Annotated in this window: 6 protein-coding genes and 2 pseudogenes; 7 read left to right on the top strand and 1 reads right to left on the bottom strand. The window is 61.8% G+C overall.

Features of this window, described 5'->3' with window-relative positions; translation table 11 throughout:
• Nucleotides 1-5: 5 nt before the first annotated feature.
• A pseudogene (locus tag ASE98_RS27855) lies at nucleotides 6-8,500 on the bottom strand (autotransporter-associated beta strand repeat-containing protein); the annotation flags it as partial.
• 137 nt (nucleotides 8,501-8,637) lie between these two features.
• Between ASE98_RS27855 and ASE98_RS24320 the strand changes: the two are divergent.
• From ASE98_RS24320 to ASE98_RS24350, 7 genes and pseudogenes are all read left to right on the top strand, one after another.
• A pseudogene (locus ASE98_RS24320) lies at nucleotides 8,638-9,030 on the top strand (methyl-accepting chemotaxis protein); the annotation flags it as partial.
• A gap of 873 nt (nucleotides 9,031-9,903) precedes the next feature.
• Nucleotides 9,904-11,118 (top strand): sodium/glutamate symporter, encoded by a 1,215-nt coding sequence (gene gltS, locus ASE98_RS24325; RefSeq protein ID WP_060543847.1) that lies wholly within the window; start codon nucleotides 9,904-9,906, stop codon nucleotides 11,116-11,118.
• Between the two features lie 51 nt (nucleotides 11,119-11,169).
• Nucleotides 11,170-12,099, top strand: coding sequence for a pca operon transcription factor PcaQ (gene pcaQ, locus ASE98_RS24330; protein ID WP_060543848.1), 930 nt, complete (start codon nucleotides 11,170-11,172; stop codon nucleotides 12,097-12,099).
• A 126-nt stretch (nucleotides 12,100-12,225) separates the two neighbouring features.
• On the top strand, nucleotides 12,226-12,945 hold the full coding sequence (gene pcaH, locus ASE98_RS24335) for a protocatechuate 3,4-dioxygenase subunit beta (protein ID WP_060543849.1): 720 nt from the start codon (nucleotides 12,226-12,228) through the stop codon (nucleotides 12,943-12,945).
• Nucleotides 12,946-12,957: 12 nt separating this feature from the next.
• Complete coding sequence (pcaG, locus tag ASE98_RS24340) at nucleotides 12,958-13,560, top strand: protocatechuate 3,4-dioxygenase subunit alpha (RefSeq protein ID WP_060543850.1); 603 nt, start codon at nucleotides 12,958-12,960, stop codon at nucleotides 13,558-13,560.
• A 176-nt stretch (nucleotides 13,561-13,736) separates the two neighbouring features.
• The gene (locus tag ASE98_RS24345; protein WP_060543884.1) at nucleotides 13,737-14,141 is read left to right on the top strand and encodes a hypothetical protein; all 405 of its coding nucleotides are present in this window, start codon (nucleotides 13,737-13,739) and stop codon (nucleotides 14,139-14,141) included.
• Nucleotides 14,135-14,827, top strand: a complete 693-nt coding sequence (locus tag ASE98_RS24350; RefSeq protein ID WP_060543851.1) for an RES family NAD+ phosphorylase — start codon at nucleotides 14,135-14,137, stop codon at nucleotides 14,825-14,827. Before ASE98_RS24345 ends, ASE98_RS24350 begins: the two co-directional genes overlap by 7 nt.
• The last annotated feature ends 262 nt before the right edge of the window (nucleotides 14,828-15,089 follow it).

Genomic DNA, 15,089 nt, shown 5'->3' on the forward strand with positions numbered 1-15,089 from the left:
GTCGNCTCAGGTCAGCGCCGTCATTCAAGGTCAGTACGTCGTCGCCATCGAGCAGGTCGATAGTGCCCGCGCCATTGACCGTGCCCGACACCGTGAACGTGTCGTCGCCCGTGCTGCCAGAGTAGCCGCCATCGACATTCAAGGTCGCGCCGCTCGCCACCGTGGTGGTGACCACGCCGTTGATCGCGCCGGCGGCACCGATATCCAGCACGCCACCGCTGACGTTGACCGTGGTGAACGACGACGCCGGGCCGTCGACATTGAGCGTGCCGATATTGGACTTGATCAGGGTTTCGAAATTGATCGCGCCACCCAGGGCCGCGGCGGTGGCAATGTTGGCCGTCAACGTATCGTTGCCCAGGCCGCCGTCGATAGCGGTCGTCAGACCGCTTAGATCCGCACCCTCCTGCAGCAGCAATTGATCGTCGCCATCGAGCATGTCGATGGTGCCTGCCCCCGCAACAGTGCCGGCAACGGTGAAGCTGTCAGCGCCGGTGGTGAAACCCAGGCTACCGTCGACGTTCAGCGTCGCGGCGCTGGCCACCGTGGCGTTGGTTACACCGGTAAAGCCGGCAGCGGCATTGATGTTCAGATTGCCGGCCTGCACATTGACAGTCGTGAAGTCCGAAGCAGCAGGACCTGTGAAGCTGAGTGTGCCGACGCCGGTCTTGGTCAGGGTTTCAAAGCCCTGCACCGCGCTCACGTTTGCGCTGGTAGCGATATCAGTGGCGAAAGTATCGGTGCCCGCACCCGCCGTCACGGTGCCGATGAGACTGGTGCCGTCGTGGATGCTCAGGGTGTCATCGCCGTCGCCGAGTGCGAAAGTACCGCCGTCGGTGTCGAGCGTGCCAGTCACGTCGAGGACATCGTTGCCGGCGCCCAGATCGCCGATGGCCAGCAAGGTCGCGCCCGATCCCACAGTGACGGTATTGATGCCCACACTGCCGGTGACTGTCGCGGCGGTGCCGCCCGTGCCCTGCAGTGAGCCATCAACATTGAGCGTAGTGTTGTCGGCAAGCGTCACGGTCGATGTAGTCAGCGCACCGTTCACATCCAGCGTGCCGCCATTGATCGCGGTACCGCCGCTGAAGCTGTGTGTACCGTTCAGCGCAAGCGTGCCGATGTTGTTCTTCTGCAGGCGTTCGAAGTTGACGATGTCGCTGCCGTCGAGGGCAAATGCGCCGGCGTTGTTCAACACGACCGTGTCGCCCGTGCCATGCGCGCCACCGTCGAGTGGGTTGGCCAGCCCGTTCAGGTCGGCACCGTCGTTCAAGGTCAGTACGTCGTCACCTCCGAGCAGGTTGATCGTGCCCGCGCCATCGACCGTGCCCGACACCGTGAACGTGTCGTCGCCCGTGGTGCCTTGGTACGTGCCGTCCACGGTCATGGTCGCGCCCGAGGACACCACAGTGGTCTGCGGATCGACGATGGTGCCTGCAGCGATGTGTAGCGTCCCGCCCTGCACCAATACCGTACCGAACTGCGAAGTCACCGGGCCGTTGATGTTGAGCGTGCCGACATTGGACTTGATCAGGGTTTCAAAATTGATCGCGCCGCCCAGTGCCGCGGTGGTGGCGATGTTGGCCGTCAACGTATCGTTGCCCAGGCCGCCGTCGATCGCGGTCGTCAGACCGCTTAGATCCGCGCCATTTTGCAACAGCAATTGATCGTCGCCATCGAGCATGGCGATGGTGCCTGCCCCCGTAACATTGCCGCCAACAGTGAAGCTGTCAGCGCCTGCGGTGAAACCCAGGCTACCGTCGACGTTCAGCGTCGTGTTGCTGGCGACCGTCGCGCTGGTTACACCGGTAAAGCCGGCAGCGGCATTGATATTCAAATTGCCGGCCAGAACGTTGACGGTCGTGAAGTCCGAAGCCGCAGGACCTGTGAAGCTGAGTGAGCCGACGCCGGTCTTGGTCAGGGTTTCAAACCCCTGCACGGCGCCCACGTCTGCGCTGGTAGCGATATCAGTGGCGAAAGTATCGGTGCCCGCGCCCGCCGTCACGGTCCCGATGAGGCTGGTGCCGCCGTGGATGCTCAGGGTGTCATCGCCGTTGCCGAGTGCGAAAGTACCGCCGCCGGTGTCGAGCGTGCCGGCTACGTCCAGGACATCGTTGCCGTCACCCAGATCGCCACTGGCGATCAGGTTGGCACCTGCCCCCACCGTCAAGGTATTCACGCCGGCACTGCCGGTTATCGTGGCTGCTGTTGCGCCAGCACCTTGCAGTGAGCCGTTGACATTTAACGTCGTGCCGTCGGCCAGTGCCACGGTGGGCGTTTCCATCGCACCCACCACATTCAGCACGCCGCCGTTGAGGGTGGTGCCGGCACTGAAGCTCTGACTGCCGGTCATGGTAGTGACGCCGCTGTTCTGCTTGAGCAGGCTTTCGAAGCCCGCGGTCGCGCCGCCACTGAAGGTCAGCGCCAGGGCATTGTCGAGCACCAACTGGTCGTTGCCGGTCCCGGCGTTGATGCCCACACCGCTGATCACGGTGCCGTCACGCAGGATCAAGGTTTCGTCCCCCGCGCCCAGGTCGAGGGCGGCACTGCCGGTGTTGAGCGTACCTGCGAGGGTGACGTTGTCGATGCCGTCGCCCAAACTGCCGTTCGCCTGCAGCGTCGCGCCGCTGCTGATGTTGAGAGTGTTGGCGCCGGCGCTGCCGGTAAGGGTGGCGGTCGTCGCGCCTGTGCCCTGCACCGTGCCGTCCACATTCAAGGTGGTGGCGTCCGCCATCGATAGCGCCGGGGTTTCGAGCGTGCCGTTCACATCCAGCGTGCCGCCGTTGATCGCGGTACCGATGCTGTAATTCTGGTTACCGGTCAGGGTCAGCATGCCCGCGTTATTCTTGGTCAGTTGCTCGAAGCCGCTGAAACCGCCGAAGGTCTTCGCCAGGGCGTTGTTGATTACCAGGCTGTCGGTGGTGCCGGCCCCCGCGTCGATGCCGACGCCGTTGATCACGCCATCATTGATGGTCAGGGTGTCGTTGCCAGCGCCCAGGTTCAACACCGCGGCACCGGTGTCCAGCGTGCCGGTCACGGTAAGGGCATCGCTGCCATCGCCCAGGTCGCCGTTGGCGCGCAGGGTCGCACCGCTGCTGACGTTGATCGTGCTGGTGCCTGTGTCGCCAGTGATCGCGGCAGTCGTGCCGCCCGCCGCCTGCACGGTGCCGTCCACGTTAAGGATGGAGGTGCCACTCATACCGATGGTGCCGGTGTTCAGCACGCCATTGACGTCCAGCGTACCCGCGCTCACCGTGGTGGCGCCGATGCTGTTGTTCGCGGTCAGCGTGGTGGTGCCGCCGCCGACCTGGGCAAAGGTGCCCGGACCGCTCATGATGGCATTGAAGATGACCGTGTCACTGCGGTTCATCGACAAGGTCGAAGTTGCCGCATCGACGATCACGTTGCCGGTGCCTAAATTGCCCGATGTGTTGCCATCGCCGATCATCAGGTTGCCATCATTGATGACGGTGTCGCCGGTGTACGTGTTGTTGCCAGTCAGGACCCAAGTGCCGCCGCCGTTTTTGGCCAGCGTGGTGATGCCGGTGCCGCTGTTGCCGATCACGCCGGCCACGGTGTTGTTACCGGTGTTCGTGCCGCCCAGGGCGACGGTGCGCGCCACGTTCGGATTCGATAGCCCGATCGTGCCGGGATTGGTGAGGTTGATCGCGCCCGTACCGGACGATTCGAGGAACGAAACGCCGCCCGCCAGCGTGAACAGTCGATCACTGCTGTCGCCCGCGCCGGTGTAGCGCAGGGTCGAGCCGTTGCCAATCACCAGGTTGGAGGCCGCGCTGGACGCGGCACCGATACCGCTGGCCGTGCCGCCATTGCTGAGTTGGCTGACCCCGAGCACGCCGCCGGTGACGGTGGTGACACCGGTGTAACTGCTGTTGTTGTTGGTCAGGATCCAGGTGCCGGCGCCGGTCTTGGTCAGCGAGCTGAGACCCGTGCCGTTGTTGTCGAGCTGCGCCGACAGCGTGTTGTTGCCGGTGTTGGTGCCGTTGAGCGTCAAGGTGCGCGCCGCGTTGGTGCCGGACAACGCAATGGCGCCGGCGTTGGTCAGGTTCAACGCGCCTGTGCCCGAGGCGTCCAGCGAGCCACCGCCCGTGCCGAGGGTGAACAGGCGATCGCTGCTTTGGTTCGCGCCGGTGTACGACAGGGTGGCGCCGTTGATGATCAGGTTGCTTGCCGCCGCGCTACTGGCGCCGGCGCCACTGTTGCTGCCGCCGTCGGCCAGGCAGTCGACGGCCAGGGTGCCGCCGTTGATGGTGGTGGTGCCGGTGTAGCTGTTGTTGCATCCGGACATTCGCTGGACCTGCGCGCCACTCTTGACCAGGTTACCGGCGCCAATGATGTTGCCTGCATAGGCAACGCCAGCCGTATTGTTACCCTGACTGATTGTCAGCGTCTGTCCGCCCAGGTTGATGTTGCCGCCCGTGGTGCCACCCCCTTGCAACCACGTGAACGACTGATTGAAACCGTTGGCATCCAGCGTGGCGCCGGCCACGTTGCCCATGGCCAGGTAGCCGTTGCCAAAGGCCGTGGCTGAGCCGGCGCGCAGGATGCCGGCCTGATCGACCACTGTGCCGCCGGTATACGTATTGTTACCGGACAGCACCAGCGTGCCGGGCCCTCTCTTGTACAGGGTGCCGGCGCCGCCCACCGCTCCGCTGATGCCCAGGGTGGTTGCCGCGTCAGTGACGGTTAGCACGCCAAACCCGCTCTGCATCGTCAGCCCGCGATCGATGTTGACGTTGCCACCGGTGTAATTGAGCGTACCGCTATTGAACAGAACGTTGGAAGCAGCGCTGGTCGATGCGCCGATACCGCTTGCCTGCCCGCCATTGGCCAGACAATCAACGCTAATCCCACCGTTGTTCATGGCGGTGACGCCGGTGTAGGTATTGTTGCAACCGGACATTGTTTGGGTGCCACCGCCCTGCCTGTAGCCGCCGCTACCGCTGATGACCCCGCCGAAGGTCCCGCCGAGAACCGACGTTAGCGTGCCGGAGCCCAGGGCCACGTTGCCGAGGCCCTGTAGCGCCCCGACCGAGATATTGAAACCGTTGAGATCCGCCGTGGCTCCGCTCGCCACGGTCAGGCCGTTGTTTGTAGTGCCAAAAGCCTGGGTGGACCCAGCACGCAGCGTGCCGGCAGCGACCGTGGTACCGCCCGAGTAGGTATTGGTGCCGGAGAGCACCAGGGTACCCGGCCCGTCCTTGCGAAAACCATCGTCACCCACTGCCGTACCACTGATGGTCAGGGTAGTGGCAGCGTTGCTCACGCCAATGGCACCCACGCTGCCGCCTGCACCGGGCGTGCCGAGGGTGAAACCACGGTCAGTGCTGGTCGTACCACCGAGGTAACCGAGCGTGCCGCCATTGAGGACGAGATTGCCCGAGGCATTGCTGGACGCACCGATGCCGCTGACCAAGTCGCCATCGGCCAGGGTGTTGACCGCCAGCGTGCCGCCGGTGACGGTGGTGATGCCGGTGTAGTCGTTGCCCGCGTTGCCCAACGTCAGCGTGCCGGCGCCGGTCTTGGTGAACGTGGCGCCATCGGTGCTGGTGACCTGGCCGTTGAACGTCAGGTTGCTGGTGGTACCGGTGACATCGATGATGCTGCCCAGGATCGCGCCGGACTTGGCGATGGTGAAACCGCGGTCGCTGGTCGTGTTGAGACCGGTGTAGCGCAACGTACTGCCTTCCAGGAGCAGGTTGGACGACGCCGCGGACGAGGCGCCGATGCCGCTCCCGGTGCCGCCGTTGCCGATGTTGCCGACCGAGAGGATCCCCTGCGACACGGTGGTGGCACCGGTGTAGGTGTTGTTGGTATTGGTCAACGTGACCAGCCCGGTACCGGCCTTGGTGAAACCGATTGCGCCGCCGTTGTTGACGATCTGAGACGCTATGGTGAAGTTGCCGGTGCCGTTCTGCTGGATGCCCAGCACGCCACCGCCGGAGGTACCGGTAAGCGAACCACCCGTGATCGTCTGATTGTTGGCGCCGACCGACGGCGCAACGAGGATGGTTCCATCAACCCCCAGTGTCTGGCCATTGGCTACGGTGATGGTGGTGGTCGGGTCTGCCGTAGTGAACTGCAGGCCGCCCAGTTGTTTGCTGCCGGCAACCGTGCCGAAAAAGCTTTCGGTATTGGCATCGCTGTCGGAGATGAAATCGCCACTCAACCAGGTCGCCGCGTTGTCCTTGTCGATGTAGTCGGAGTTCGTGAACGCAAGGATGTTGCCGCCAACCACTTTGGCGTAGTCGGTACCGTTGACGGTAGCCCAACCACCCAGTGTGGTATTGGTAGTGGTGATGTTGCCGCTGCCTGGCAGGTTGAAGTTGACCAGGCCACCGGTGCGGTTGATCCCCCCCAGGTTGACCGTCATGCTGCCGCCGGTGCCGGATGTCGCGCCGATGGTGTTGTTGCCTGCGGTGACGAGGACACCGTTGAACGTCTGCGTGTTGGCCTCGCTGGCGGCACCGATGGCATTGAGTACGCCGCCACCCAGGTTCAGGGTCGAGGCGCTGGAAATGATGTTGCTGGTGGGCGCGGTGGCAGCACCGAAGTCCAACCGCAGCGTGCCGCCGCTGACCGTGGTCGCACCCGTATAGGTGTTGGTCCCGGTGAGGGTTTGTGTGCTGGCCCCGGTTTTGGTGAGGCCACCGCTGCCGGTGATGTTGCCGGCGTAGGCGGTACTCACACCCGCGGCAGCGTTCAGGGTCAGTTCCCCCGATCCCAGGTCGACAGTGCCGCCCGTGCCGGCCAACGAGCGCACCGTGTTGTCCAGATCGTTGAGGTCCAGCGTACCGCCGCTGTTCACGACGACCCCATTGGTTGATCCAAAGGCCGTGTTGCTGCCGGCACGGAGTGTGCCGCCATTGACCGTGGTGCTACCGGTATAGGTATTGGCGCCGCTGAGCACCCAGGTGGAAGCGCCGCTCTTGGCCAGGCCGCCCGTACCCGAGATGACACCCGAGAAAAGGTTGTCGGCACCCGTGTAGCTGCCGCCGAGCGTGCCGGTGTTGGTGAGTGCCAGGGTGCCGCTGAGCGCAAGCGCGCCGGTGCCGTCGTTGTTGATAGCGCCGCCGTTGAGCCCCCATGTCCGATTGCTGTTGTCGCCAGCGCCGGTGTAGGTCACGGCGCCATTGGTGATGCCGATGCCACCACCCGTGCCGGTGCCAAAGGAACTGGCGGTGCCAGTGTCCTTGAGCGAACCGGCCCGCACCGTTACACCGTTGATGTTGGTGGCGGTCGTATACGTATTGGCGTTGCCAAGGGAGATGGTTCTTCCGGCGCCACCGGTATAGGAGACCAACCCATTGCCTGAAATGATGCCCAGCAATGACATGTCGGCGTTATTGGCAGTGAAGCTGGTGCCATAGGTGCTGCCACCGGCCACGACCATGTTGCCGGTCAGTGTCAACGTGCCTGTCCCTATGTTGCGGAAGGTGAGCGGCGCCACGGTACCCGCGGCGTTGAGTTGCCAGTTGCGGTTGGAACTGCTGGCGGCACCGGTATAGCTCAGGGTTGCACCAACACCACCGCCGGACCCAAGCGTGATGGTGCCATTGGCCACTGTTGTTGGCGCACCCAGGGAACTGGCCACGCCCAGATCGGCGATGGAGTTGAACGAAAAGCTGCCGCCATTCCCGTTACCGAAAATGGTCGCCCCGGTATAGTTGCTGGCGGCGTTGGTGAGGCTGACACCATTATTGAGCCTGAGCCCGCCAGCGCCGGTGAAGCGGGCCGAGCCCACGCCGGCACCGGCCAGCAGGAGGGTGCCGCCGGTGACGGTGATGTTGCGGCTCGCGGCGAGGGCAGCTGTGCTGCTCAGGTTTGTGCCGCTGGCCATGGTGACGCCGTTGCCCGCCACACCCAGCGCCGAATCGCCGTTGAGGGCCAGGCCACCGGCATTGACCAGCACGTCTCCGCTGAAGGTGTTGACGCCGTTAAGGCTGAGGAGACCGGCCCCCGTCTTGGTCAGGCCCGCGCTGCCAGCCAGGATCGAGTTGATGGTGACGGTGCCACTGGTGTTGATGGTGGGCGTGATCCCCCCCAGGGTCAGGGTACTGCCGGTGAGGGTGTAACCGGTGGTCTGGAAAGTGAGGTTGTGAACGGTGATCGGTGTGCCCAGGGTCACGGTACCGGCGGTGCCGGCGAAAATGGCGTCGTACAGGGCGGCGTTGTTCCAGGAACTGTAGGGGCCGCTGGCGCCGTCGCCGTTGGGACTCCAGAAAGCGCTGGTGAGATTCCAGGCGCCGCTACCACCGGAGCCCAGTGCCGTGCCATTGGTATCCCAATACCGGTCGACTGCCTGCAGCATCGGGCTGAACACCATGCCCGCCGACAGCACCAGGCCTACCTTGCGTAGCTTGCCCCCCCGCCGCCCGCCGTTGCGGCCTTTGCCATGGGATTTCGCATACTCGCTGACTGCTACGAAAGTACCAGCACTGGCACTCCATACAACGCGAAATACATGATTCATGGTCATTCCCTTTTTTTCTTATATAGGTTGTGCCCTGCCGATCTGCCCGCTCAACAGTTGCGCGCTGACAACCACACGCATCACGTGCACGCCGATACCTCAAATCTAGGCAGAAAGGCCACTAAGAAGATTCTGAAAGTGCGCAAGTAGCCCGTATGGCGCAGCGTACGGCTGTTTCCACCAAGGAAATCAGGGGCATCATCGAGGCCTTGCAGCAAGGCAGTCGCCAAGCCGTCGAGGCCATGCAGGACAGTCACGAAGGTGTGGAGCGTTGTGTCGAAGACAGTCAGTTGGCGGCGCAGATGTTGCTGGCAGTGAGCAGTGATATCGCACGGATCGATGAGCTTAACGGGCGAATTGTCAGCACTACCCGCGAGCAATCCACGGTGAGCCTGGAGATTGTCGGGCGCTTGCAGTCAGTGCAGGACATTGCGCAGGAGACCGCGGACGACGTTGAGTCCCTGGCCTTGAGCAGTCGGCGCTTGCCACCGATTGCCACGCGGCTGGATGCGCTGGGGCGTACGTTTCATCAGTGATGGCGACGGTGGCGAGGAGCCCTCAAGAGCCCCCTCACCCTAACCCTCTCCCGGAGGGAGAGGGGACTGACCCGGTTGAATGTTCGATATTCTGCGACCTGAAAGTTCGAGCCGAACTCAGGTCTGGAAAAACATGAGGATCGAGTGCAGGAGAGCGAACTGACCGTGGTGTTTTTCCGGTCTGCATCGACCTGAAACTTCGGGTCGAACTCAAACCTGGAAAAACATGAAGATCTGCTCCCTTTCCCCCTCTCCCCCTATGGGGCGGTCCGACGTTTCGGGAGGGTTGGGGTGAGGGGGTTGGTTCTTACAGGCTCGGCAGCAACTTCGCCGACACCCGTTCGTTCAGGCAACGCGACGCCAGTAACTCGGACGCCGCATGCACGCCTGCTGGCCCCCTCCCGCTCGATTTTGCCGGCGGCCCTGTGACGCCGACCATGTCGTTACAGGAGTTCGACAGCACGCCGTTGTTGACTTATGAAATGAGCGTCATCGCCAGGCGCGATCACCCCTGCGCTGACTCGACCTCTTTGCATCGATGCTGGAGCAGTGATTGGGTGGTCAATTACACGCCGTCCGACTACGGCGTCTTCATGCAGATGTTCTCCTGCCAGGGCGTTTGCATGTTGCCGGATCAGGTGCTTGACTCACCCCGGCACACAGGCAAAGTCGCGGGGTGTTGACCAGCAGTCGTCTTGCCCGGGCAACTCAAGAGCCTCGCAGGAATGTGATAGCCGGCCGGAGGCTTGCGCCATCATTTTACCTCGGCAAGATCCGCACTGGTCGACGATCTGCACTTTCATTGACCCAAGTCTGAAAGACGTGCGATCGAGTCTGGATAATTTCTTTTTTTGGATTTCAGATAGGCCATAGATGACCGCCCAGATCTTTACTGTTCATGGACTGGTGAGTTTCACCCTCGCCATTCTTCTGCTCTTTCTGGGCAAGACGCTTGTCCAGCACAGCACCCTGCTGCGCCGCTACTGCATTCCCGAAGCGGTGGTCGGCGGGTTTGTCTGTGCGGCGGTCACGAGTATTCTGTACTTCGGCCTCGGTATTCAGGTCGAGTTCGACCTGGCAGTTCGCGACACCCTGCTGCTCTACTTCTTTGCCGGCATCGGCTTGCGCTCGGACATGCGCCAACTGATTAAGGGCGGGCGCCCGCTATTGATCCTGCTGGTGCTCGCGACCGTGTTCATCTTGCTGCAGAACACCCTGGGCATGGGCATGGCCGAGTTGTTCGGGCTGGACCCCAAGGCCGGCCTGATGGTGGGCTCCATCTCCCTTACCGGTGGGGTGGGTACCGCTTTGGCCTGGGCGCCGCTGTTCGTCGAAAAGCTGGGCATTGAGAACGCCCACGAACTGGGGATCGCCAGCAACACCGTCGGCCTGATTGCCGCGTGTGTAATCGGCGGCCCTATCGCCAACCGCTTGATCCGTCGCCACCACATCACCCCTTCCAAGGATCCCGAGCTGGAAGTCGGCGTTCTGGAGCATCAGCAAAGCAAGCCTCTGGATTACTACGATGTGCTCTGGGCATGGATGTGGCTCAACCTGGCCTTGATGCTCGGCTACGGCCTCAACCTGCTGCTGGCCGACAGCGGTATCACCCTGCCCAAGTTCGTCAGCTGCCTGTTCGCCGGTATCGTCATTCACCACATCGTCCATGCCCTGATTGGCGACAAGCGTCTGAAATCCTGGAGCGGCGCCAGCCAGGGCCTGTCGCTGATTTCCGATGTCAGCCTGGGCATGTTCCTGACCATGGCCCTGATGGGCCTGCAGTTGTGGCAGCTCAGCGGTGCGCTGCTGTTCATTACGTGCGCTTTGTCCCTGCAGATCCTGATGACCGTGCTCTATACGTACTTTGTGGTGTTCCGCTGCATGGGCCGTGACTACGAAGCCAGCGTGATCGCCTCAGGCTTCGGCGGTATTGCCCTGGGCTCCACCGCGACGGCCATCGTCAACATGACCACCGTCACCCAGAAGTACGGAGCGGCGCACCAGGCTTTCCTCATCGTGCCGCTGGTGTGCGGCTTCTTCATTGACCTGGTCAACGCCGTGATCATCGGGATGTTCAGTGGCATCTAAGCTGCGCATCCAGCGATAATGGATGCCATACCCCGAAAGTAGAGCAGCGGATTGAACATCGATACCCGCATCAAATTCCGGCACCTGGTGTGTTTTCTCGAAGTGGCGCGCCAGGGCAGCCTGGCCCGCGCCTGCGACACGTTGGCCATCAGCCAGCCGGCGCTGTCCAAGACGCTGAAGGAGCTGGAGTCGCTGCTCGAAGCCACGCTGTTTGAACGGGGTAAAAAGGGCTCGACGCTGACCGAGGCCGGCGTGGCCTTTTTGCGCTATGCCGGGCCGAGCGTGCAATCGCTGCGCGAAGGGGTCAACAGTTTGCGCTCCGGGGTGCATGAGCCCATTACCGTGCAACTGGGTGTGCTGTCCACTGTCGAAAGCCTGCTGATTCCGGAAGTTGTCTGCCGCTTGCACGAGCGCCACCCTGCCCTGGTGGTCAGTGTGGTGACCGGGCCAAGTGCCTATCTGCTGTCGCGCCTGCGGGTCGGTGAGCTGGACCTGGTGGTCGGCAGAATGACCGACAGCCCGTTGATTCAGGGGCTGGCGTTCGAACATCTCTACAGTGAATCCATGACGCTGGTCGTACGCAACGGCCATCCGGCGCTCGCTGAGTCACCAGGACATAAACACCTCGAAGACTATCCGCTGGTATTGCCGTCGGCCGGCACGACGATCCGCAAATTCGCCGACAGCCTGTTTGTGCAGCACGGGATAACGCCCTCCCGTCAGCGCCTGGAGACCCTGTCGGTTGCCTTGAGCCGGCGCTACGTGCAACGCAGCCAGGCCATCTGGGTCGCCCCGCTGGACGCGGTCAGACAGGACTTGCGCCAGGGTGAACTGGTGGAACTGGACCTGGGTATGCGTGAACCTGGGGGTTCGGTGGGGCTTTGCACCAACCCTGCATTGCCGCTGAACCAGGCGGCGCAATGGTGCGTGGAGGCCCTGCGCGAGGTCGGTCAGGAGTACCGGGAAGGGAAGTATCCATAACCATCTGGATATGGATAAGGTCGTTTTTTTCAATGTTGGGTCGGCTTTTTTTAGAGGAAAGTGGCCTACATGTCACTGCCAGCGCAGTGCCTGCCTCTGTCCAACCATAACAACAGGAAAAACGACATGTCTGATGCGCACGACAGCCGCTTCGTCATTCGTGACCGTAATTGGCATCCCAAAGCCCTGACTCCGGATTACAAGACTTCGATCCTGCGATCGCCGCGCCAGGCACTGGTGAGCATCCCGCAATCGGTATCCGAGACCAGCGGCCCGGACTTTTCCCATCTGAAGATGGGCCAGCACGATAACGATCTGCTGTTGAACTTCAACCACGGCGGCCTGCCCATCGGCGAACGCATCATCGTCGCCGGTCGCGTGTGTGATCAGTACGGCAAGCCGATTCCTCACACTCTGGTGGAGATGTGGCAGGCCAATGCCGGTGGCCGTTACCGGCACAAAAAAGACAGTTACCTGGCGCCCCTTGACCCCAACTTCGGCGGCGTCGGCCGTGCATTGACCGACCGCGATGGCAACTACAGCTTCCGCACCGTAAAACCCGGCCCCTACCCATGGCGCAACGGTCCCAACGATTGGCGCCCGGCGCATATCCATGTCTCCATCAGTGGCCCGTCCATTGCCACGCGTTTGATTACCCAGCTGTATTTCGAAGGTGATCCGCTCGTTCCCATGTGCCCGATCGTCAAGTCGATCGCCAATCCGGAGGCGGTGCAGAGCCTGATCGCCCGGCTGGATATGAGCATGGCCAATCCCATGGATTGCCTGGCTTATCGCTTTGATATCGTCCTGCGCGGCCAGCGCAAGACCCACTTCGAAAACTGCTGAGGAGGCCTGCGTATGCCCGTTCAACTTCTGCCGGAAACTGCATCGCAAACCGCCGGCCCTTATGTGCATATCGGCCTGGCGCTGGAAGCCGCCGGCAACGAGCCGCGCGAGCAGGAAATCTGGAACGAGATGGCCAAGCCTGGCGCACCGGGCGAGCACATTTTATTGATGGGCCACGTCTATGACGGTAATGGTCAGCTGATCCGGGACGCCTTTCTGGAGCTCTGGCAGGCCGATCATGAGGGTGTCTACGACAGCGCTTACGACCTGGATAAACCGTTCAACGGTTTTGGCCGTACCGCCACCACCGAAGCCGGTGAATGGACGGTCAAGACGGTGAAGCCTGGCGTTGTGAAAAACGCTGCGGGCGTCCCTATGGCCGCGCATATCAACGTGGCGCTGTTTGCCCGTGGCATCAACATCCACTTGCAAACCCGCCTGTATTTCGATGACGAATCCCAGGCAAATGCGCTGGACCCGGTATTGAACCTGATCGAACAGCCCCACCGTCGCGAATCCCTGATTGCCAGGCGTTGCACTGTGGATGGCAAATTGGCTTACCGCTTCGACATTCATCTGCAAGGTGAAGCGGAAACCGTGTTCTTCGATTTCTGACGCCCCCACGCAGGTGTTGAGACGCAAGCGCTCAACACCTGCGGTGTCTGTCCTGGACGATCGTAAGAAGATTCCCCCCTCACAAGCCTCCTGTGCGCCCACTGGTCGACCCCGCCTTGATCTATAGATTCTAATTACCTATCTTTGAGTCTATGGATTCGGAGAAGGTATTGAACATGGCAGTCCCTCTCAAAGAACAGGCATTCACCAAGAACCAGTGCGTGGCGGGCCTGCGGGCAGCGGTCGGCATTCTGGAAAAATGGGCCGCGTCCAGCGATCAGGCCTGTCGCATCCTGCGTATTTCCCGCAGCACCTACACCCGCGCGCGCCAGCGTGACGTCGAATGGGCGGTAGCACTGGATTCTGATCAGATGCAGCGCATCAGTTTTGTGCTGAACATGCATGCCACGTTGCGCCTGGTGTTCGATAACCCGGAAAACGTTTATGGCTTTGTGTCGATGGCCAACCACAACGAGTTTTTCAACGGGCGTTCACCGCTGGAGATCATGGCCCAGGGCGACATGGTCTCGTTGTATGAAACCTTCCGCCGCATTGATGTGCTGCGGGGCGCGCAATGGTAACGGTGGGCGAACTGCCAACCTTTGCCGGGCAATCGTTGCAGGCTTATCGGCTGGTCAATTCGAAATTTCCACCCATTGCGCTGTTTGAAGACGTGGCGGACGCCGATGAGTTTGACGTTTTGTTCGAGATTCAGGCGCTGACCAATCCACGGCTTAGGAATGAGGTGGGTCAGCTTGAGTGGATTGCCAGGGGCGAGATCCCGTTCGGAATTGTTGGCTGTTCTTACGCGACGGCGCCTTTTACTCATGTGAATCCTGCGGGTTCGCGGTTCAGCGATGGCAGTTTCGGGGTTCTGTACCTGGCCGATTCGATGGAGGCGGCGCTGGCTGAGGTGCGCCATCATCAGAGTGTGTATTGGTCAAATGTGCCGGGGCTGAACTATGAGCGGTTTGTGTTCCGGGGGTTGTCTTGTGCATTTGTAGACACCGGAATGAAGGATGCCACGGCCCTGCCGATCAGCGATGCGGTGTATGCGCCGGATGATTACAGTCATTCCCGGTTGTTGGGCCGGGCGGTCAGGGATGCCAGCTGCCCGGGCTTGCGGTATCACTCGGTGCGTATGCAGGGTAGTTTTTGCTGGGCGTTGATGACGCCGCGACCGGTTGCATCGATTGTGCAGTCGGCGCATTACGAGATGGTGTGGAATGGGCAGATTACCAGTGTCAGTCAGATCAGGGAGGCTTGATCGGGTTGCCAGGGCTTGCCTGAGGGGATGGGGTTTTCGCGGTGGTCCGGGTATGGGTTTTCACTTTGGAACCAGCCCTCACCCTAGCCCTCTCCCACTGGGAGAGGGGACTGACCGAGGTGTTTAGTCGGGCTACATCGACCTGAAAGATCGCGTTGAACTCGGGTTTGAAAACAGCCCAGCCTGGTTCAGGTTGAACTCGGGTTTGAAAACAACGCTACCAAACTCAAGTCGAACCCAGCATCCGAAAACACTGGAGATC

Source organism: Pseudomonas sp. Leaf48, assembly GCF_001421885.1.
GTDB lineage: Bacteria > Pseudomonadota > Gammaproteobacteria > Pseudomonadales > Pseudomonadaceae > Aquipseudomonas.

Excerpts from the sequence above, each read along its gene's own strand:
- gltS (WP_060543847.1), top strand. The coding sequence starts at position 9,904 with ATGACCGCCCAGATCTTTACTGTTCATGGACTGGTGAGTTTCACCCTC.
- pcaH (WP_060543849.1), top strand. The coding sequence starts at position 12,226 with ATGTCTGATGCGCACGACAGCCGCTTCGTCATTCGTGACCGTAATTGG.
- pcaG (WP_060543850.1), top strand. The coding sequence starts at position 12,958 with ATGCCCGTTCAACTTCTGCCGGAAACTGCATCGCAAACCGCCGGCCCT.
- ASE98_RS24345 (WP_060543884.1), top strand. The coding sequence starts at position 13,737 with ATGGCAGTCCCTCTCAAAGAACAGGCATTCACCAAGAACCAGTGCGTG.
- ASE98_RS24350 (WP_060543851.1), top strand. The coding sequence starts at position 14,135 with ATGGTAACGGTGGGCGAACTGCCAACCTTTGCCGGGCAATCGTTGCAG.